The sequence below is a fragment of the Allobosea sp. GW823-FHT01F03 genome (genome assembly GCF_058798075.1).
The window spans coordinates 275767-294569 of the sequence record NZ_CM179505.1 but is presented as its reverse complement, the minus strand read 5'-3'; the positions used below and the strand labels follow the sequence as shown (position 1 = coordinate 294569).

At 67.7% G+C, this 18803-nt stretch carries 19 protein-coding genes; 16 read left to right on the top strand and 3 right to left on the bottom strand.

From position 1 onward, the window contains the following. Positions 1–39: 39 nt before the first annotated feature. From AC3RCC_RS01390 to phoB, 13 genes are all read left to right on the top strand, one after another. On the top strand, positions 40–714 hold the full coding sequence (locus AC3RCC_RS01390) for a glutathione S-transferase family protein (RefSeq protein WP_492257364.1): 675 nt from the start codon (positions 40–42) through the stop codon (positions 712–714). A 38-nt stretch (positions 715–752) separates the two neighbouring features. Beyond that, positions 753–1226 carry an SRPBCC family protein gene (locus tag AC3RCC_RS01385; protein WP_492257363.1) on the top strand — a complete coding sequence of 158 codons (474 nt, stop codon included), beginning with the start codon at positions 753–755 and terminating at the stop codon, positions 1224–1226. A 144-nt stretch (positions 1227–1370) separates the two neighbouring features. Next, positions 1371–3161 carry an ABC transporter ATP-binding protein/permease gene (locus AC3RCC_RS01380; protein ID WP_492257362.1) on the top strand — a complete coding sequence of 597 codons (1791 nt, stop codon included), beginning with the start codon at positions 1371–1373 and terminating at the stop codon, positions 3159–3161. Positions 3162–3242: 81 nt separating this feature from the next. Further along, the gene (locus tag AC3RCC_RS01375) at positions 3243–3809 is read left to right on the top strand and encodes a hypothetical protein (protein WP_291639428.1); all 567 of its coding nucleotides are present in this window, start codon (positions 3243–3245) and stop codon (positions 3807–3809) included. Between the two features lie 334 nt (positions 3810–4143). After that, complete coding sequence (locus AC3RCC_RS01370) at positions 4144–5667, top strand: ABC-F family ATP-binding cassette domain-containing protein (protein WP_492257361.1); 1524 nt, start codon at positions 4144–4146, stop codon at positions 5665–5667. A 398-nt stretch (positions 5668–6065) separates the two neighbouring features. Continuing rightward, positions 6066–7013: a lysylphosphatidylglycerol synthase domain-containing protein gene (locus AC3RCC_RS01365; RefSeq protein WP_291648098.1), complete on the top strand. Its 948-nt coding sequence runs from the start codon at positions 6066–6068 to the stop codon at positions 7011–7013. A gap of 114 nt (positions 7014–7127) precedes the next feature. Continuing rightward, positions 7128–8177, top strand: coding sequence for an ATP-binding protein (locus AC3RCC_RS01360; RefSeq protein WP_291648100.1), 1050 nt, complete (start codon positions 7128–7130; stop codon positions 8175–8177). Positions 8178–8285: 108 nt separating this feature from the next. Next, positions 8286–9311, top strand: a complete 1026-nt coding sequence (gene pstS / locus AC3RCC_RS01355) for a phosphate ABC transporter substrate-binding protein PstS (RefSeq protein ID WP_291639436.1) — start codon at positions 8286–8288, stop codon at positions 9309–9311. 77 nt (positions 9312–9388) lie between these two features. Further along, positions 9389–10357: a phosphate ABC transporter permease subunit PstC gene (gene pstC / locus AC3RCC_RS01350; protein WP_291639438.1), complete on the top strand. Its 969-nt coding sequence runs from the start codon at positions 9389–9391 to the stop codon at positions 10355–10357. A gap of 14 nt (positions 10358–10371) precedes the next feature. Continuing rightward, positions 10372–11262 carry a phosphate ABC transporter permease PstA gene (gene pstA, locus AC3RCC_RS01345; RefSeq protein ID WP_291639440.1) on the top strand — a complete coding sequence of 297 codons (891 nt, stop codon included), beginning with the start codon at positions 10372–10374 and terminating at the stop codon, positions 11260–11262. A 24-nt stretch (positions 11263–11286) separates the two neighbouring features. Then, positions 11287–12093, top strand: coding sequence for a phosphate ABC transporter ATP-binding protein PstB (gene pstB, locus AC3RCC_RS01340; RefSeq protein ID WP_291639442.1), 807 nt, complete (start codon positions 11287–11289; stop codon positions 12091–12093). A 38-nt stretch (positions 12094–12131) separates the two neighbouring features. Further along, complete coding sequence (phoU, locus tag AC3RCC_RS01335) at positions 12132–12854, top strand: phosphate signaling complex protein PhoU (protein ID WP_066473331.1); 723 nt, start codon at positions 12132–12134, stop codon at positions 12852–12854. A 29-nt stretch (positions 12855–12883) separates the two neighbouring features. Beyond that, a complete protein-coding gene (gene phoB, locus AC3RCC_RS01330) occupies positions 12884–13582 on the top strand; it encodes a phosphate regulon transcriptional regulator PhoB (protein WP_291639445.1) in 699 nt (232 codons plus the stop codon). A 74-nt stretch (positions 13583–13656) separates the two neighbouring features. Here phoB and AC3RCC_RS01325 read toward each other — a convergent pair whose 3' ends face one another. The 3 genes from AC3RCC_RS01325 to AC3RCC_RS01315 form a co-directional block, all read right to left on the bottom strand. Next, entirely contained in the window at positions 13657–13977 is a 321-nt protein-coding gene (locus tag AC3RCC_RS01325; RefSeq protein WP_492257360.1) for a YnfA family protein, read from the bottom strand. After that, positions 13974–14414: an NUDIX hydrolase gene (locus AC3RCC_RS01320; protein WP_452117588.1), complete on the bottom strand. Its 441-nt coding sequence runs from the start codon at positions 14412–14414 to the stop codon at positions 13974–13976. The genes AC3RCC_RS01325 and AC3RCC_RS01320 overlap by 4 nt, the downstream gene beginning before the upstream one ends. Positions 14415–14484: 70 nt before the next feature. After that, on the bottom strand, positions 14485–15039 hold the full coding sequence (locus tag AC3RCC_RS01315) for a GcrA family cell cycle regulator (RefSeq protein WP_291639451.1): 555 nt from the start codon (positions 15037–15039) through the stop codon (positions 14485–14487). A gap of 540 nt (positions 15040–15579) precedes the next feature. Here AC3RCC_RS01315 and AC3RCC_RS01310 point away from each other — a divergent pair. The 3 genes from AC3RCC_RS01310 to AC3RCC_RS01300 are packed head-to-tail and all read left to right on the top strand — an operon-like array spanning position 15580 to position 18736. Continuing rightward, positions 15580–16800 (top strand): aspartate aminotransferase family protein, encoded by a 1221-nt coding sequence (locus tag AC3RCC_RS01310; RefSeq protein ID WP_452117587.1) that lies wholly within the window; start codon positions 15580–15582, stop codon positions 16798–16800. 2 nt (positions 16801–16802) lie between these two features. Next, positions 16803–17732 carry an ornithine carbamoyltransferase gene (argF, locus tag AC3RCC_RS01305; RefSeq protein ID WP_492257359.1) on the top strand — a complete coding sequence of 310 codons (930 nt, stop codon included), beginning with the start codon at positions 16803–16805 and terminating at the stop codon, positions 17730–17732. Then, on the top strand, positions 17732–18736 hold the full coding sequence (locus AC3RCC_RS01300; protein ID WP_492257358.1) for an Hsp33 family molecular chaperone: 1005 nt from the start codon (positions 17732–17734) through the stop codon (positions 18734–18736). The genes argF and AC3RCC_RS01300 overlap by 1 nt, the downstream gene beginning before the upstream one ends. Positions 18737–18803 lie beyond the last annotated feature (67 nt).

Here is an 18803-nt window from a genome sequence, read left to right as displayed (position 1 = left end):
CTTCAACCCGCTCCTTCCAAGAAGCAGGAACGCGAAGCCATGTCCCTGACGCTCTATTTCCACCCGCTCTCCGGCTTCTGCCAGAAGGTGCTGGTCGCACTCTACGAAAACGAGACGCCGTTCACGCCGCATCTCGTCAATCTCGGCGATCCCACAGAGCGCGCCGCTTTTCTGAAGCTTTGGCCGCTCGGAAAATTCCCGCTGCTGCGCGACGACCGGCTCGGCAAGCTCGTGCCGGAGACCAGCCTGATCATCGAGCATCTCGTCCTGCATTATCCCGGCAAGCTGGCGTTGCTGCCGCAGGACCCGGTCGCGGCACTGGAAGTAAGGCGGCTCGACCGGCTCTTCGATCTCTATGTCGCCGTCCCCATGCAGAAGGTGGTGCTTGATCGGCTCCGTCCGGAGGAGAACCGCGACGCGCTCGGCGTCGCCGAGGCGAAGGCGACGCTCGCCTCTGCCTATGACGTGCTCGAGGCCGAGATCGGCGGGCGGCAATGGGCCGCCGGCGACGAGTTCAGCATGGCCGACTGCGCGGCCGCGCCGGCGCTGTTCTATGGCGAGCGCGCTCTGTCCTTCCGCGACAGCCATCCGCTTCTCGGGGCCTATTTCGAGCGCCTGCGAACGCGCCCCTCCTATGCCCGCGCCCTCGCCGAGGCTGAGCCCTTCTTCCAGTTCTTCCCGCGTCGCGAGGGTGATGCCGGGCTCAGCCGCTGACCCCTGACGACCAACCGCTCAGTGAAAGGAAAACGCTCATGAGCCGGACTCCCGTCACCCATGCGAGCTTCACCATCGAGCGCAGCTATGCCGCGCCGCCCACCAAGGTCTTCGCCGCCTTTGCCGACCCCGCGATCAAGCGCCGCTGGTTCGCCGAGGGCGAGGGCTGGACGGTCGAGCAGTTCGACGTCGATTTCCGCGTCGGCGGCTTCGAGCGCAGCCGTTTCCGCTATCAGGGCGGCCCGCCGATCACCAATGAATCGGTCTATCAGGTGATCCAGCCGAACGAGCGCATCATCCTCGCCTATGCGATGGCGATCGACGGCGTGCCGCTCTCGGGCTCGTTGCTGACCATGGAATACCTTCCGGAGGGCAGCGGCACGAAGCTCGTCTTCACCGAGCAGGGCGCCTATCTCGGCGGCAAGGACGACCCGGTCCATCGCGAGGAGGGCTCGCGCGAATTGCTCGAGAGCCTGGCCCGGATTTTGGGCGAGGAGGCGAAGGCGGCCTGAGGGCTCCCGCCCGGCGTCGCTGACGCTTTCATTCAGCCGCAGTTCATCCCGGGCTGACTAAGCGGCATCATGGGCGCGGTCTGAACCGGGAAAACCTGGCTGGCTACCGCCCGCGATGTCGCGATCCGGGGGGATCAAAGGGTTGTGCTGAAGGCGCTCGACCAGCATGCCAGGGATGCCGGCCAGCCATCGGACTGGCAGGTCGCGAAGAGCTTTGCCCGGCTGACCGGCGGCTTCTGGCGCGGTGCCGGTGCCGGCAAGGCCTGGTTTTGGTCGGTCACCCTGGCAAGCGCGATCATCCTCGCCGTCTTCGCCAATGTCACCGTCAACCGCTGGAATGGCTGGTTCTTCGACGCGCTCGAAAAGAAGGACGGCGAAAGCGCCCTGATCGCCATGGCGGTCTTTCCGGTGCTGGTGCTGATCGCCGCCGGACTCGGCGTCGTCATCCTGGTTTCACGGGAAACATTCCAGGTCCATTGGCGTGCCTGGGTCACGGCGCGGCTCGCCGATGGCTGGATCGGCGAGCGCCGCTTCTACCGGCTCGGCCTTTCCGGCTACGAGCCGGCCAATCCCGAATACCGCATCGCCGACGATGTCCGCTGGGCGACCGAACCGGTGGTCGATTTCGCCATCGGACTGCTCTCGGCTGTCATCACCGCCATCACCTTCATCGGCATCCTCTGGAGCATCGGCGGTTCGCTGACCGTCGCAGCCGGCGGCACGAGCTTTCGGATTCCCGCCTATATGGTGCTCGCGGCGATCGTCTATGCCGTGCTGGTCTCCGGCCTGATCACCTGGGTCGGCCGGCCACTGCCGCGCCTGATCGCCGCCCGCAACGAGGGCGAGGCGCGCTTGCGCTTCTCGCTGATGCGCATCCGCGACCATGGCGAGACCATCGCGCTGTCGCGCTCCGAGACCGGCGAGCGCCGCGCCGTCGCCGCGACCTATGACAATCTCGTCGGGCGCTGGCTCGCCATGATCCGCCAGCGCGGCCGGCTGACCTGGATCACCAATGGCAGCGGCGCACTGGTCCCGGTGGTGCCGCTCCTCCTTGCCGCGCCAAAATATCTCTCCGGCGAGATGTCGCTCGGCGATGTCGTCCAGGTCGCCGCCGCCTTCGTCGCCGTCCAGAACGCCTTCAACTGGGTGCTCGACAATTTCATGCGCATCGCCGAATGGCTGGCCTCGGCGCGGCGGGTCAACGAGCTCGCGGTCGCGCTCGGCACGCTCGATCATGGCCATTCCGGCGGCGAGATCGCGGTCGAGACCAGCGCCGACGGTTGCCTGCGGCTGGGGGACCTTACCCTGACCGATCGCGACGGGCGGACCCTGCTGGCCGATTTCGCCGTCGAACTGCCGCCGGGCGCGACGCTGCATGTCGCGGGTGAGCTCGGCCATGGCAAGGCGGCGCTGATCCAGGCTGTCGCCGGGCTCTGGCCCTGGGGCCGGGGCAGCGTCGCGCTGCCGGCCGAGGCGCGGCTGGCGGTGCTGCCGCAAAAATTGCATCTCTCGGAAGGTAGCCTGCGCGCCGCGCTCGATCCGGCCGGCGACCACAGCGTCGAGGCGGCGAAGGAAGCGCTGCGCAGCTATGGGCTCGCCGGGCTCGTGCCGCAGATCGACCAGCCGCGCGACTGGGACAAGGCGCTGACCACCGGCGACCGGCAGCGACTGGCCCTGGCGCGGGCCGAACTCGCCAATCCCGACATCCTCGTGCTCGACGAGGCGACGAGCGGGCTGGAGACCGAGGCGGCGCTGGAGCTGCTGGCGCATATCCGGGCGACGCGTCCGCAGGCGATCATGCTGCTGATCGGCCAGAGCCCGGGCTTCGCCGAGGTTGCCTGCCGCCATCTCACCATGCGCCGCGCCGGCGGTGTCGCCCGCATCGTCGCCGAGCCGCCCCGCCCGGTCGTTCTCGCCGAGGCCGGCGGCGGCTGAGGATCACCAACCAACCTTGCATTCAGCCGGCGTTCAGCCGCGCCCGGCGCTTCTTTCCCCTCGCTTCCACGGAGTTTTGCCATGCAGATGCACATCTGGGACGTTTATTGGGGCCTGCGGGTCGAGCAATGCCCCTGCGACGTGCATTTCGTCGAATGGCTCGAGGAAGCGGGTATCACCGGCAAGCGCATCTATCATTTCGGCACCGGCGGCCACCATTATATCGGCATCCGCTGCGCCGAGCCGGAGCTCGACTGCACCGTGCTCGGGATCACAGCCTCGCCGAAGGAATATGACGCCTTCGTCAAGCTGGCGATCGACAATCCGACCATCACCAAGAGCTATTCCGCCTATTTCGGCGACATCTACACCAGCAATGCCAAGCTGCTGCCGCGCTTCGACATCGTCACCCTGTTCCATTCCTGCGAGTTCCGCAGCGAGAAGAACGACGCCTATGGCGCGCTGACCGATCTCGAAGTGATGCAGCTCTTCACCGACCAGACCGATGTCGGCGGGCATATCCTGTTCTACACCGGCTCCTTCGCCTATGAGACGGCCAAGCCGATCATCGAGGAATGGGCGAAATCGCGCCCGGTCGAGGAAATCGGCGAGTTCAAGACGCTCCGGATCTTCCGCAAGACCGCCTGAGCCTTGTCGCTCGCGTCGAATGGCGCTAATTCCGTCGCATCGACCCACACGAGACAGGAGGGCTGCGTGATCACGTTCTTTCGTCACCATCGTCAGCGCGGCCCCGTTCAGGCCCTGCAAGGCTAGCTTGCAGGGCTGACCTCAGAGGCGATCCCTTTCGGTTCTCTTTTCGGTCTGCCCTTCGTGGTGGCGCAGCATCTGGCCTCATCGTCCGGATGTCCTGCGCCCTGTTCCACTCAATCGAGCCGACGCCGACCCGGCGTTTCGCATTCGAGGCATGGGGCGCCGGGGCGCCCCGCCGAATGACGGCTCGGGCAGTCCAGAGACCTGAACCATGACCATGATCAATCTGCGGAAGCTCGGCGTCACGCTGGGCGCGCCGCTGTTCTCCGATCTCACGCTTGCGATCGCGCCCGGCGACCGGCTCGGCCTCGTCGCCGCCAATGGCCGGGGCAAGTCGACCCTGCTGCGCTGCCTTGCCGGCACGGCCGAGCCCGGCAGCGGCGAGATCACCCGTGCGCGCGGCCTGCGCATCGGCCATGTCGAGCAGAACGTCCCGCCGCAGTTCGGGCACCTCACGTTCAGGCAGCTGGTGCTCGGCGCGCTGCCGGCCGAGCAGGCGCAGAGCGAGCACTGGCGCGTCGAGGTCGCGCTCGATTCACTCGACGTGCCCGAAGCGCTGCGCCAGCGGCGGCTCGGAGAGCTGAGCGGCGGCTGGCAGCGGCTCGCCATGCTCGCCCGCGTCTCCGTCACCGAGCCGGATCTCCTGCTGCTCGACGAGCCGACCAACCATCTCGATCTCGGACGGATCGGCCAGCTCGAGAACTGGCTCGCCGCGCTGCCGCGCGACATGGCCGTGGTCGTCGCCAGCCATGACCGCGCCTTCCTCGACGCCGTCACCGACCGGACGCTGTTCCTGCGCCATGAGCGGTCGCAAGTATTCCCGCTGCCCTATTCGCAGGCCCGCATCGCCCTCGACGAGATCGACGCCGCCGATGCGCGCCGCTACGAGCGCGACATCAAGACCGTCCAGCAATTGCGGCGCCAGGCGGCCAAGCTCAACAATATCGGCATCAATTCCGGCAGCGACCTCCTGCTCAGCAAGACGAGGCAGCTCCGGCAGCGGGCCGAGACGCTGGAGGAGGCGGCGCGGCCGGCGCATCGCGAGCGCTCGGCCGGCGCGATCAGGCTCGCCCATGCCGGCACGCATGCGCGCGCCCTGCTGACGCTCGAGGACCTTCCGATCGCGACGCCGGACGGAACCCTGCTGTTCAGGACCGGCAAGCGCTGGATCAACCCGGGCGACCGCATCGTGCTGCTCGGCGGCAACGGCGCCGGCAAGACCTGCCTGATCGGCCTGATCCAGGCGGCGATCGCCGGGCGGGAGATTGTCGGTGTGAGGGCGACGCCCTCGCTGGTCCCCGGCTTCGCCAGCCAGCAACTGAGCGAGTATCCCGATGGCGAGACGCCGCACCGGCTGATCAGTCGCCGCTTCGATGTCGGCGACCAGCCGGCGCGCAGTCTGCTCGCCGGCGCCGGCATCGCGATCGACCTGCAGGAGAGCCCGATCCGGGCGCTGTCGGGCGGCCAGAAGGCGCGCCTCGCCATGCTGGCGCTGCGCCTCGCCCGGCCGAACTTCTATCTGCTCGACGAGCCGACCAATCATCTCGACATCGAGGGCCAGGAGGCGCTCGAGGCCGAGCTCACCGCGCAGGATGCCAGCTGTCTCCTGGTCTCGCATGATCGCAGCTTCGTCCGGGCGGTCGGCAACCGCTTCTGGCAGATCGAGAACCGGCGCCTGCACGAGGTCGACGGACCGGAGGCCTTCTTCGCGCGCGCAGCGGCCGGGCGGGGCTAGTCTTGGTCTTCGCTGTCTCGTTCGGAAACGGACGTCATCCTGGGCGAGCGAAGCTCAGCCCGGGATCCATCGTGGAGCGCAGCGCCCGAGGATGGATCCCGGAGCTGCGCCGCTGCGCCGCTTGTCCAGGATGACGAGCGCTCCGGCATATCGGTAGCGAGCCCGGCTGGCTGAGGCCGGCGCGCTCCGGTTGTCACCGGACCGTCGCAAAGGGCGGTCCGGTGACCCTGCGCCGGCCACATGGTGCGCATTCGCCGCGCGGCGCGCGCTTGTGGTTCGCCGCCGAGGCGCTATCTCTCGGGTCCGGGCGGTTCCGCCCCGCAATCCGCATCGCCCGCCGAGACCTGGGCATCAACACGACAAGAGCCTGCATGTCTTTCGGCCCGCACGAGCCAGGTATGCCGCTGCGCAAGCGCAGCCGCTGGTGGTGGCTCGGCCCGCTCGCCAGCACGATCATCTTCGCGGCCTCGCTGGTGGTGCTCTATTTCATCGCTCGCGAGATCGAGCCCGGCGAGCTGGCCAAGGCCTTCGCCAATGCCAGCCTGCGGCAGCTCTCTCTGGCGCTCGCCTTCACCGCGCTGAGCTATCTCCTGCTCACCGGCTATGACGCGCTCGCCTTGCGTCGGCTCGGCCTCTCGATCCCCTATCGCACGACGGCGCTCGGCTCCTTCACCAGCTATTCGGTTTCCTTCACCCTCGGCTTCCCGATCGTCACCGGCGGCACGGTGCGCTACTGGGTCTATGCCGCCAAGGGCGTGCGCGCCTCGGAGGTCGCGAGCCTCACGGTGATCGCCGGCCTGACCTTCTGGCTCGGTCTCGGCATGATCTTCTGCGTCAGCCTGTTCTATGCGACGGAATCGGTCGCGCAGCTGGCGCGAACTTCGCCCCTGGTGATCCAGGCGGTCGGCGCCGTCACCGGCCTCGGCATCCTCGGCTATCTCTTCTGGGTCGCGACCGACGAACGGACCTTGCGGGTGCGCGGCTGGAACCTGCCGCTGCCCGGCCTTGGCGTGACGCTGGGCCAGATGCTGCTCGGCGCCTGCGAGGTCTCGGCCGCCGCGGCCGTGCTCTTCGTGCTGCTGCCGGGCGGCTACAACCTCTCCTATGAGAGTTTCCTCGCCGCCTATATCTTCGCCTGCCTGATCGGCATCGCCAGCCATGCGCCGGGCGGGCTCGGCGTCTTCGAGGCGACGATGCTGATCGCGCTCAGCCGCATGCCCTTCGAGCAGGTGCTCGGGGCGCTGCTGCTGTTCCGGATCATCTACTACATCCTGCCCTTCATCCTGGCGCTGGTGCTGCTGGCGCTGAACGAGATGGGACGGCGGATCAGGCGCCACGAAATCTAGGGAAGGGCGCAGCATGCCGCAGGATCAGACGGGATCGCGCCTCGCGCGAGCGACCCTCGCAGCCGGCGCCCCGGCCCGGCACCTTGTCGTCCCGGCTCGCTGCGCGCGCTAGTCATGCACGAGCTGGTCGACCCCCGAGCCCCCGTCACTGCGGCGCTGATCGAGGCGACCGGCGTCGCCGTTATCCTGCTCGACGAGCAGGGCGCCATCCAGGCCCTGAGCCCGGCCGCCCGCTCGCTGATCGCCGGGCTGGAAAAGGGCAAGCAGCTCGCGCTGGTGATGCGCGACCCCGACCTGATCGACGCGATCGACCAGGTCTCGCGTCAGGGCGGCCGGCGGGCCATCGAGCTGATCGAAAGGGTGCCGATCGAGCGCACCTTCCGCATCCATATCGTCGCGCTCGCCGGCCCCGGTGCCCGAAGCGCCGTGCTGCTGACCTTCGAGGATCTGAGCGAGCAGCGCCTGACCGAGCGCATGCGCGTCGACTTCGTCGCCAATGCCAGCCATGAATTGCGCACGCCGCTCGCCTCCGTGCTCGGCTTCATCGAGACCCTGCAGGGGCCCGCCCGCAATGACGAGGCGGCCCGCGAGCGCTTCCTGCAGATCATGCGCCAGCAGGCCCTGCGCATGGCGCGCCTGGTCGACGACCTGCTCTCGCTCTCGCGCATCGAGCTCAAGGCGCATCTGGCGCCGCAGACCCCGGTCGATCTCGGCGAGATCGCGCGCACCATCCTCGACGCGCTCGTCCTGATGGCGCGCGAGCGAGACGTCTCCCTCCGGCTCGATCTGCCGCCGCGGCCGGTCGTGGTGGCAGGAGACCGCGACGAATTGCTGCGGCTGATGGAGAACCTCGTCGAGAACGCGATCAAATACGGCAAGCCCGGCGGCGAGGTCGTGATCAGGATCGAAGGCGGTGCCGAGGCCAGCTTCAGCGTGCGCGATGACGGGCCGGGCATCGCCGCCGAGCATCTGCCGCGCCTGACCGAGCGCTTCTACCGCGTCGACAATGCCGCCAGCCGCGAGGCGGGCGGCACCGGGCTCGGCCTCGCCATCGTCAAGCACATCGTGCTGCGCCATCGCGGCAGGCTGACGATCGAGAGCGTCGTCGGCGAGGGCGCGACCTTCAAGGCGATCCTGCCGCTGCTGGCCGAGGCAGGCCGTTAACGAAATGTGACGGCTGCCGCTGCGGCTAGATGACGATCTGTCATCTGGCTGTCATATCGCGGGTGTTTTTGCGCGCCGCTAGACCTTGCGACCCAGAGAGGACATCTCATGCGCAAACTTCTCATTCTCGCGGCTGCGGCTGTCGGGTTCTCGGGCGCCGTCCAGGCCGCCGACATCACCGGCGCCGGCGCGACCTTCCCCTTCCCGATCTACGCCAAATGGGCCGAGGCCTATAAGAAGGAGACCAATATCGGTCTCAACTACCAGTCGATCGGCTCGGGTGGCGGCATCCGCCAGATCAAGGCCAAGACGGTCGCCTTCGGCGCCACCGACGCCCCGCTCAAGGGCGAGGACCTGGCCAAGGACGGTCTCGTCCAGTTCCCGACCGTGATGGGCGGCGTCGTCCCGGCGATCAACGTTCCCGGCATCGAGGCCGGCAAGCTGAAGCTGACCGGCCCGCTGATCGCCGAGATCTATCTCGGCACGATCAAGAAGTGGAACGATCCGAAGATCGCCGCTCTGAACCCCGGCCTGACCCTTCCCGAGGCCAATATCAGCCCGGTCTACCGCTCGGACGGCTCGGGCACGACCTTCGTCTTCACCGATTATCTCTCGCGCGTCTCGCCAGAGTGGAAGTCGAAGATCGGCACCAACACCGCCGTGCAGTGGCCGGTCGGCATCGGCGGCAAGGGCAATGAGGGCGTCTCCGCCTCGGTCAAGCAGGTCGCCAACTCGATCGGCTATGTCGAATACGCCTATGCCAAGCAGAACAAGCTCGCCCATGCGCTCGTCCAGAACGCCGACGGCAACTTCCCGGCCCCGGACGACAAGTCCTTCCAGGCCGCCGCGGCCAATGCCAACTGGAACGAGGCGCCCGGCTTCGGCATCTCGCTGAACAACCAGAAGGGCGCCCAGGCCTGGCCGATCACCTCCGCCACCTTCCTGCTGGTCCATGCCAAGCCGGAGAAGCCGGAAGAGACCCAGGCCGCGCTGAAATTCGTCGACTGGGCCTATAAGAACGGCGACCAGCTGGCGCTCGGTCTCGACTATGTGCCGCTGCCGGCGGGCGTCAAGGACCAGGTCCGCAACGCCTGGAAGGGCGTCACCGACCCGGCCGGCAAGCCGATCTTCTGATCGCCCTGCGACCACGCTAAAGGAAGGGGCCGGCTCCGGCCCCTTCGACCCGCCTGAAACCGACCGGAGTTCTTCGGATGGCCGCCGTGACTGACCAGATGGCATCGGGAATGCCCGCCGTTCGCCGGACCCCGAAAGGTACCTTCGACCTCGTCTTCCGCAATGCCAGCTTCCTGGCGGCGCTCTTCGTCCTGGTGCTGCTTGCCGGCATCATCGCGGCAATGGTCGCCGGCGGCTGGCCGGCCTTCCGCGAATTCGGGTTCGGCTTCCTGACCTCGAGCGTCTGGGACACCCAGAACGAGCAATACGGCGCCTTTCCGGCGATCGTCGGCACCTTGTCGACCGCGCTGATCGCCCTCGTCGTCGGCGTGCCGCTCTCGCTCGGCATCGCCGTCTTCCTGACCCAGCTCGCCCCGCCCTGGTTCAAGCGGCCGGTCTCGACCGCGATCGAGCTGCTCGCCGCCGTGCCCTCGATCATCTACGGCATGTGGGGGCTCTTCGTCTTCGTGCCGCTCTTTGCTGCCTACGTGCAGATCCCGCTCTCGAACATCGTCGAGGGCATGCCGATCGTCGGCACCATCCTGTACTCGCGCTCGCCCTCGGGCCTCGGCATCCTGACCGCCGGCATCATCCTGGCGTTCATGATCATCCCGTTCATCGCCTCGATCACCCGCGACATGCTCGAGCAGATTCCCTCGGTGCTGCGCGAAAGCGCCTACGGCATCGGGGCGACGACCTGGGAGGTCGTGCGCCACGTGCTCGTGCCGCAGGCCGGCGTCTCGATCATCGGCGCGATCATGCTCGGCCTCGGCCGCGCCCTCGGCGAGACCATGGCGGTGACCTTCGTCGTCGGTAACGCCAACCGGCTCTCGGCCTCGGTGATGGACCCCGGCTCGACCATCGCCTCGCGCATCGCCAACGAGTTCAACGAGGCGCTCGGCCTGCAGCTGCACGCGCTGATCGCGCTCGGCTGCATCCTGTTCTTCGTCACCTTCGTCGTCCTGGTCATCGCGCGTATCCTCGTCGCGCGCGTCAAGTCCTTCTGAGGGAAGCGCAACCGATGAACCAGACGCCTCCTGCCGCCCCCGCGATGACCCCGGAAGTGCCCTGGGGCCGCGTCCGTCCGGCACGCCGCAATGCCGACCGGCTGATGAAGATCATCGCCACGGCGTTCACCCTCGTCGCCATCACCGTGCTGTTCTGGATCCTCGGCATGCTGGTGGTGAAGGGCATCGGCGGGCTTTCGGCCGGCACCTTCACGCAGGTGACGCCCGGCCCCGGTTCCGAGGGCGGCGGCCTTGCCAACGCCATCGTCGGCTCGGCCGTGCTGACCTTTCTCGGCATCGCGCTGGCGACGCCGATCGGCGTGCTCGCCGGGACCTATCTCGCCGAGTACGGCCGGGGCTCGAAGCTCGCCAACCTGATCCGCTTCATCAACGACATCCTGCTCTCGGCGCCCTCGATCCTGATCGGCCTGTTCGTCTACGTCATCCTGGTCGAGCCCTTCCGCGGCTATTCCGGCTGGGCCGGCGGCGTCGCGCTCGGCATCATCGCGATCCCGGTCATCGTGCGCACCACCGAGGACATGCTGCGCCTCGTGCCGGCGCCGCTGCGCGAGGCCGGCTCGGCCCTCGGCGCCCCGCCTTCGGTGGTCATCACCGCGATCACCTGGCGGGCCGCGAAGTCCGGCATGGTCACCGGCATCCTGCTGGCGCTGGCGCGCATCGCCGGCGAGACGGCGCCGCTGCTCTTCACCGCGCTGAACAATAATTTCTGGTTCTCGCCGACCCTGGTCGGCGGCGTCTCCAACCTGCCGGTGACGATCTATCAGTTCGCCTCGGCCCCTTACGAGAACTGGCAGCAGCTCGCCTGGGCCGGTTCGCTGATCATCACCGTCTCGATCCTTTTGCTCTCGCTTATCGCCCGGCGCATCGTGCGCGGCGGCAAGTGAGCACCACGTCCGATCGGAAGGAACATGTCGATGCTCTCGACCCTGGAACTCAGCCCGCAGGTCCTCGACGCCCAGGCGCCGATCCGGATCGCGGTGAAGAACCTCGATTTCTACTATGGCGAGCACAAGGCGCTGAAGAACGTCAATCTCAGCTTCCGTGACCGCCACGTCACCGCGCTGATCGGCCCCTCCGGCTGCGGCAAGTCGACCCTGCTGCGCATCTTCAACCGGATCTACTCGCTCTATCCGGAGCAGCGCGCCACCGGCGAGGTCCTGCTCGACGGCCGCAACGTCATCTCCAACGATGTCGACGTCAACGAGCTGCGCTCGCGCATCGGCATGGTCTTCCAGAAGCCGACGCCCTTCCCGATGTCGATCTACGACAACGTCGCCTTCGGCATCCGCCTCTACGAGAAGCCGCCGAAATCGGAGCTCGACGACCGCGTCGAGGGCGCGCTGCGCCGCTCCGCCCTGTGGGACGAGGTCAAGGACAAGCTGAAGAGCTCCGGCATGGGGCTCTCCGGCGGCCAGCAGCAGCGCCTGTGCATCGCCCGCACCATCGCCCAGAAGCCCGAGGTGATCCTGTTCGACGAGCCGACTTCGGCCCTCGACCCGATCTCGACCGGCAAGATCGAGGACCTGCTGGAGCAGCTGAAGAGCGACTTCACCATCGTCATCGTCACCCACAACATGCAGCAGGCGGCGCGCGTCTCGCAGTACACCGCCTTCATGTATCTCGGCGAGGTCGTCGAGTTCGACGCGACCAACACCATCTTCATGAACCCCAACAAGAAGCAGACGCAGGACTACGTCACCGGCCGCTTCGGCTGAGCCCTGCCGTTCCGCTCGCCCTCGAAGGATTCGCCCCGATGTCCGACCATATCGTCCGCTCCTATGATGCCGACCTCGAAGGGCTGCGCCGCAGCCTGGCCGAGATGGGCGGCATGTCCGAGCGCATGCTCGGCGACTCCACCGTGGCGCTGGTGCGCCGCGACACGGCGCTGGCCCAGAAGGTGATCACCGCCGACCAGCGGCTCGACAATCTCCAGCGCGATGTCGAGGAGAAGGCGGTGCTGACCATCGCCCGGCGCCAGCCGCTCGCCAACGACCTGCGCGAGCTGATCTCGGCGATCCGCATCGCCGCTGACATCGAGCGCGTCGGCGACCTCGCCAAGAACATCGCCAAGCGCGCGGTCGCGATCTCCGGCCAGTTCTCGCCGCCGCACCGCGCCGTGGTCGGGCTCGAGCATATGAGCCGTCTGGTCCAGGCGCAGCTCAAGGACGTGCTCGACGCCTATGCCGCCAGCAACGAGCAGAAGGCGATGGAGGTCTGGCGCCGCGACGACGAGATCGACGCGCTCTACACCTCGCTCTTCCGCGAGCTCCTGACCTATATGATGGAAGATCCGCGCAACATCACCTTCTGCACGCATCTTCTGTTCTGCGCCAAGAACGTCGAGCGCATCGGCGATCACACCACCAACATCGCCGAGACGATCCATTACCTGATCACCGGCCAGTCGGTGGAGGAGAGCCGGCCCAAGCTCGACACCACCAACATCCTGGTCGACCTGCCCGCGGCCAATGGCTGAGCGGATGGGCGCCTGAGCGGAGGCTCGACATGCCTGCACGCATCCTGATCGTCGAGGATGAGGAGCCGCTGACCCTGCTGCTCCGCTATAATCTCGAGGCCGAGGGCTTCGAGGTCGACACCGTCGCGCGCGGCGACGATGCCGAGCTGCATTTGCGCGACCATACCCCTGACCTCGTCCTGCTCGACTGGATGCTGCCCGGCCTTTCCGGCATCGAGCTCTGCCGGCGCCTGCGCGCCCGGCGCGACACGGAGCGGGTGCCGATCATCATGCTGACGGCGCGCGGCGAGGAGACCGAGCGGGTGCGCGGCCTCGCCACCGGCGCCGACGATTATGTCGTCAAGCCGTTCTCGCTGCCGGAGCTGATCGCCCGCATCCAGGCGCTGCTGCGCCGGGTCAAGCCCGGCCATGTCGTCGGCATGCTGACCGCCGGCGATCTCGAGCTCGACCGGACGACGCGGCGGGTGCGCCGGGCAGGCGCCGAATTGCATCTCGGTCCGACCGAGTTCCGCCTGCTCGAATTCCTGATGCAGGCCCCGGGCCGGGTCTATTCGCGGGCCCAACTGCTCGACGCCGTCTGGGGCCGCGACGTCTATATCGACGAGCGCACCGTCGACGTCCATGTCGGGCGCCTGCGCAAGGCGATCACCCCCGACGACGCCAAGGACCCGCTGCGCACCGTGCGCGGCGCCGGCTACGCCTTCGACGAGACGTTCGCGCGAAGCTGAGCGCCAAGTCTGCCCTCATCCTTCGAGGCGCAATCTGCGATCGCTCCTCAGGATGAGGGCTGGAGGTTCGACGCTCAGCGCGGCGCGGCGACGATCACCGCTGCGCCGGCGAGGCAAAGGACTGCGCCCGTGAGGTCGAAACGGTCCGGCGGCACCTTCTCGACCAGCCACATCCAGCCCAGCGACGCGACGATGTAGACCCCGCCATAGGCGGCGAAGGCCCGGCCGGCGGCGGCGCTGTCGATCAGCGTCAAGAGCCAGGCGAAGAGCGCCAGCGCCAGAAGCCCCGGCAGCAGCCACCAGGCCGATTTGCCGAGCTTGAGCCAGGCCCAGAACGAGAAGCAGCCGGCGATCTCGGCCAGCGCGGCCCCCAGATAGATCGCGAAACTGGTCATGGCGCTGCGGCGAAGCTGGCCGCGAGCCGGGCGAAGACCGGACGGTAGGCTTCCGAGGCGAGCGGCGACAGCTCGCGGGCCTCGGCGAGGTCGAACCAGCGGATCTCGCTGTGCTCGTCATTGCTGATCCGGGCTTCGCCCACCCAGCCGGTCACCGCGAACAGATGCCACAGAGCCGGGGTGACGCCGTCGCTCTCGGTCGTCTCGATGGTGGTCAAGCGCGTGAAGCTGGTCGGCTCGATACCGATCTCCTCCTGCAATTCGCGTCTCAGTGCCTGCTCGATCGTCTCGTCGGGCTCGACATGCCCGCCGATCGTGTCCCAGCAGGACGGTCTGTTGCGGCGATGCGGGGCTCTCAGTCCGAGCAGGATGTCTCCGCCCCGGATCGTCAGGGCGCAGGCATATTCGACGGGCGCGGGACGTTCTGCGGTGCGCATCGGCGTCTCTCCACCAATGGAAAAGCCGGCCCGAGGGCCGGCTTCAATTCTTCTACACAGGGGTGCCGGGTCAGGCGCGCACCTTGCTGCGGTCGCGGCGCCGGTCGGCCGCCGGCTGGTAGGCGATGCGGGCATGATAGCCGCAATAGGGCATGCCGGTCAGCGAGCGGCCGCCGCAGAAGCGGAATTCCGGCGAGGTCGGGTCGCCCATCGGCCAGCGGCACATATATTCGCGCAGGTCCATGATGGTGACACGCTCGGAGAACGGGATCACCACCTCCTCGGCCGGGGCCGCCGGGACGTGCTCCGCTTCCGGTTCCGCCTCGATCTCCGGGACGAATTGCGGGGCGAGCGCCGTGTTGCCGCGGGTCATGCCGCCGCTCGCGGCGGCAGGGCTCGCCATCGGATGGGCCGGCGGACGCGTCGTCGGCTTGCGCGGGCGCGGCGCGGCCGAGCCGGGATTCTTGGCGCGGCCCGAAAGGCCGAGGCGGTGGACCTTGCCGATGACAGCATTGCGGGTGACGCTGCCGAGTTCGCCGGCGATCTGGCTGGCGCTCAGTCCGTCATTCCAGAGCTTCTTGAGCAGTTCGACGCGTTCGTCGGTCCAGGCTCCAGCTTCGCTCATCGATTTCACCTGTCTTCGTCATGCCTCGCCATAGCCCGGCGACGCATAGGAAAAGATCATGGCGGAATCCGATATCGGCAGCGCCCGTCGAAGAACGGAAACCGCTACGCTCGGAACTGACGATACTGGAGACGCCGCACGAGATGTCGTATCTGACGAGGCCGACCATACAAGATGGCTTGACTCGGCCACAAGAGTCGCCGAATCGGAAATCGTCTTTTCCCCAGACAAAGCTTCGATCCCGCAGTCAGGTGAGTCTATTTGGCAACGCTGCGGCGCCCGGCCGGAATTGACAGTGCCGGACCGCTTTTGCATAGTCTTCTCAATGCGGCCGCCCTTGGGGCGGCGCTTATGTTTTGAGCGATCCGGACTTTCGAGCGATGCGGCTGACGGCGCGACGAGAAAACGGGAAAGGCCTGCGACGATAACGTCGCCGCGGGGTCGCATCGTGCTGGCAGATCGCCGCCGCGCCCCGAACCACCGCTTCACACCCCGGCGCCCAGCGCTTTCCGTTACGTTCCGTCGCGAGGACCTCGCTCCATGAGCTCCGCTTCCGTTTCCGCCAATGCCTCCGTTCTGCTGCCGACCTATGCGCGCGCACCCGTCGCCTTCGAGCGCGGCGAAGGTGCCTGGGCGATCACCGCCGATGGCCAGCGCTATCTCGATTTCGGCGCCGGCATCGCCGTCAACGCGCTCGGCCACGCCCATCCGCATCTGGTCAAGGCGCTGACCGAGCAGGCCCAGCGCATCTGGCACACCTCCAATCTCTACGCGATGCCGGACGGCGAGAAGCTCGCCCGCCGGCTCTGCGAGGCGACCTTCGCCGAGCGCGTCTTCTTCACCAATTCGGGCGCCGAGGCGAACGAATGCGCGATCAAGATGGCGCGCAAATACCATGCGGCGCAGGGCCATCCCGAGCGCTACCGCATCGTCACCTTCGAGGGCGCCTTCCACGGCCGCACGCTGGCGACCATCGCCGCCGGCGGCCAGCAGAAATACATCGACGGCTTCGGCCCCAAGGTCGACGGCTTCGACCAAGTGCCCTTCGACGACGAGGCGGCGCTGCGCGCGGCGATCACGCCGGAGACCGCGGCGCTGATGATCGAGCCGATCCAGGGCGAGGGCGGCCTGCGCTCGGTGCCGATGCGCTTCCTCAAGCTGCTGCGCCAGCTCTGCGACGAGCACGGCCTGCTCCTGATCTTCGACGAGATCCAGACCGGCGTCGGCCGTACCGGCAAGTTCTTCGCCTATGAGCACAACGGCGTCGCGCCCGACATCATGTCGATCGCCAAGGGCATCGGTGGCGGCTTTCCGATGGGCGCCTGCCTCGCCACCGAGGCGGCGGCGGCCGGCATGGTGCTCGGTACGCATGGCACCACCTTCGGCGGCAATCCGCTGGCCATGGCGGTCGGCAACGCCGTGCTCGACGTCATTCTCGAGCCCGGCTTCATCGAACACGTCGCCCAGATCAGCCTGCGGCTGAAGCAGTCGCTCGCCGAGCTCAAGGACAAGCATCCCGACGTGATCGAGGAGATCCGCGGCCAGGGCCTGATGCTCGGCCTCAAGCTGCGCACCCCGAACACCGATTTCGTCGCCGAGGCGCGCGCCGCCGGCCTGCTCGTCGTCGCCGCCGGCGACAATGTCGTGCGCCTGCTGCCGCCGCTGATCATCGGCGATGCCGAGGTCGGCGAGGCGCTCGCGCGGCTCGACAAGGCCGCCGGCGCCGTCGAGGCGACGCTGGCCCGGCCGGCGGCGGAATGAGCATGGGGACTCCAGTGCGTCACTTCCTCGACCTGTCCGATTTCTCGAGCGAGCAGCTGCAGGCGATCCTGCGCGCTGGCAACGAGATCAAGGCGCGGCGCCGCACCCCGGCCGCTGCGGGCGATCGCCTGCTCGAGGGCAAGGTCATCGCCATGATCTTCGAGCAGCCCTCGCTGCGCACCCGCGTCTCCTTCGATGTCGGCATCCGCGAGCTCGGCGGCTCGCCGATGATGGTGACCGGCCAGGAGATCGAGCTCGGCGAGCGCGAGACCATCGCCGACACGGCGCGGGTGCTCTCGCGCTATGTCGACGCGATCATGATCCGCATGCTCGACCATGATTCCGTGGTCGAGATGGCGAAATACGCGACCGTCCCGGTGATCAACGGCCTGACCAAGCGCCAGCATCCCTGCCAGGTCATGGCCGACGTCATGACCTTCGAGGAGCGCAAGGGGCCTATCAAGGGCAAGCGCATCGCCTGGACCGGCGACACTAACAATGTCCTGACCTCCTGGGTGCACGCCGCCGGCCGGCTCGATTTCGAGCTCGCCATCGCGACGCCCGAGGAGCTGGCGCCGCCGCCGGCGCTGATCGACTGGGCCCGCAAGCAGGGCGCCAAGCTCTCCCTGACCGACCGACCCGAGGCCGCCGTCGAAGGCGCTGATTGCGTCATCACCGATTGCTGGGTCTCGATGGGCGACGAGGAAGGCACGCGCCACAACCTGTTGCGTCCCTATCAGGTCGACGAGCGCCTGCTCGGCCGCGCCGGGAAGGATGCGATCTTCATGCATTGCCTGCCGGCATCGCGCGGCGAGGAAGTCACAGACGCGGTGATGGACGGTCCGCAATCGGCAGTGTTCGACGAGGCCGAGAATCGGCTGCATGCCCAGAAGGGCATTCTGGCCTGGTGCTTCGGCGCGGTGGCGACGTGATGGCCGAGAACGCTGCCGTCGGTGCTGCGGCGCCGGACGACCGGGTTCTGCCTTATGCGGTGCCGGCGCTCGACATCCGTGGCCGCGTCGTCAGGCTCGGTCTCTCGCTCGACCAGATCCTCGACCGCCATCGCTATCCGGAAGCTGTCGCGCGGGTGCTCGGCGAGGCTGCGGCGCTGACCGTGATGCTCGGCACGACCCTGAAATCGGAGGGGCGTTTCCAGCTCCAGACCAAGAGCGACGGGCCGATCTCGATGCTGGTCGTCGATTTCAACGCGCCGGACAGCTATCGCGCCATGGCGCATTACGATGCCGACCGGCTGGCGCAGGCGATCGATGCCGGAGCCGTTTCGACCGGCGAACTGCTCGGCCGCGGCCATCTCGCCATGACCGTCGACCAGGGCTCGGAAGCGACGCGCTATCAGGGCGTCGTCGCGCTCGACGGCCAGAGCCTGGAAGAGGCGGGCCACCAGTATTTCCGCCAGTCCGAGCAGATTCCGACCCGGATCCGGCTCGGCGTCGGCTCGGTCCTGACCGGCGGCGGACTCGCCTGGCGTGCCGGCGGGCTGATCGTGCAGTTCATGCCGAACTCGCCGGATCGGATGCGCGCCGCCGAGCTCTCGCCCGGTGATGCGCCGGAGGGGCACGAGATCCTGGCGGGCGGCGATCATGACGGCATCGCCGACGATGCCTGGGCCGAGACGCGTTCGCTGGTCGGCACGATCGAGGACCATGAGCTGCTCGACCCGACGCTGGAGAGCGAGCGGCTGCTTTACCGGCTGTTCCACGAGCGCGGCGCCCATGTCTTCGAGCCGATTCCGGTGCGTGACGCCTGCCGCTGCTCGCGCGAGCGCGTGCTCGGCATGCTCAGAGGCTTCCCGCTCGAGGACCGCAAGGCAATGATCGCCGATGACGGCTCGCTGGTCGTCACCTGCGAGTTCTGCTCGCGACGCTACGACTTCGACCCGGCCGAGGTCGAGGCGGAGATTGCGGCTGGGCAATAGAAAGCGTCATGCTCGCCCTCGTGGCGAGCATCCGCGCCGTGAACGCCGTATTCGATCAGTGAAGCAA

What these genes read in the sequence shown, in the direction of transcription:
- AC3RCC_RS01390 (WP_492257364.1), top strand. Translation starts at nt 40, where the DNA reads ATGTCCCTGACGCTCTATTTCCACCCGCTCTCCGGCTTCTGCCAGAAG.
- AC3RCC_RS01385 (WP_492257363.1), top strand. Translation starts at nt 753, where the DNA reads ATGAGCCGGACTCCCGTCACCCATGCGAGCTTCACCATCGAGCGCAGC.
- AC3RCC_RS01375 (WP_291639428.1), top strand. Translation starts at nt 3,243, where the DNA reads ATGCAGATGCACATCTGGGACGTTTATTGGGGCCTGCGGGTCGAGCAA.
- AC3RCC_RS01370 (WP_492257361.1), top strand. Translation starts at nt 4,144, where the DNA reads ATGACCATGATCAATCTGCGGAAGCTCGGCGTCACGCTGGGCGCGCCG.
- AC3RCC_RS01365 (WP_291648098.1), top strand. Translation starts at nt 6,066, where the DNA reads ATGCCGCTGCGCAAGCGCAGCCGCTGGTGGTGGCTCGGCCCGCTCGCC.
- AC3RCC_RS01360 (WP_291648100.1), top strand. Translation starts at nt 7,128, where the DNA reads ATGCACGAGCTGGTCGACCCCCGAGCCCCCGTCACTGCGGCGCTGATC.
- pstS (WP_291639436.1), top strand. Translation starts at nt 8,286, where the DNA reads ATGCGCAAACTTCTCATTCTCGCGGCTGCGGCTGTCGGGTTCTCGGGC.
- pstC (WP_291639438.1), top strand. Translation starts at nt 9,389, where the DNA reads ATGGCCGCCGTGACTGACCAGATGGCATCGGGAATGCCCGCCGTTCGC.
- pstA (WP_291639440.1), top strand. Translation starts at nt 10,372, where the DNA reads ATGAACCAGACGCCTCCTGCCGCCCCCGCGATGACCCCGGAAGTGCCC.
- pstB (WP_291639442.1), top strand. Translation starts at nt 11,287, where the DNA reads ATGTCGATGCTCTCGACCCTGGAACTCAGCCCGCAGGTCCTCGACGCC.
- phoU (WP_066473331.1), top strand. Translation starts at nt 12,132, where the DNA reads ATGTCCGACCATATCGTCCGCTCCTATGATGCCGACCTCGAAGGGCTG.
- phoB (WP_291639445.1), top strand. Translation starts at nt 12,884, where the DNA reads ATGCCTGCACGCATCCTGATCGTCGAGGATGAGGAGCCGCTGACCCTG.
- AC3RCC_RS01325 (WP_492257360.1), bottom strand. Translation starts at nt 13,977, where the DNA reads ATGACCAGTTTCGCGATCTATCTGGGGGCCGCGCTGGCCGAGATCGCC.
- AC3RCC_RS01320 (WP_452117588.1), bottom strand. Translation starts at nt 14,414, where the DNA reads ATGCGCACCGCAGAACGTCCCGCGCCCGTCGAATATGCCTGCGCCCTG.
- AC3RCC_RS01315 (WP_291639451.1), bottom strand. Translation starts at nt 15,039, where the DNA reads ATGAGCGAAGCTGGAGCCTGGACCGACGAACGCGTCGAACTGCTCAAG.
- AC3RCC_RS01310 (WP_452117587.1), top strand. Translation starts at nt 15,580, where the DNA reads ATGAGCTCCGCTTCCGTTTCCGCCAATGCCTCCGTTCTGCTGCCGACC.
- argF (WP_492257359.1), top strand. Translation starts at nt 16,803, where the DNA reads ATGGGGACTCCAGTGCGTCACTTCCTCGACCTGTCCGATTTCTCGAGC.
- AC3RCC_RS01300 (WP_492257358.1), top strand. Translation starts at nt 17,732, where the DNA reads ATGGCCGAGAACGCTGCCGTCGGTGCTGCGGCGCCGGACGACCGGGTT.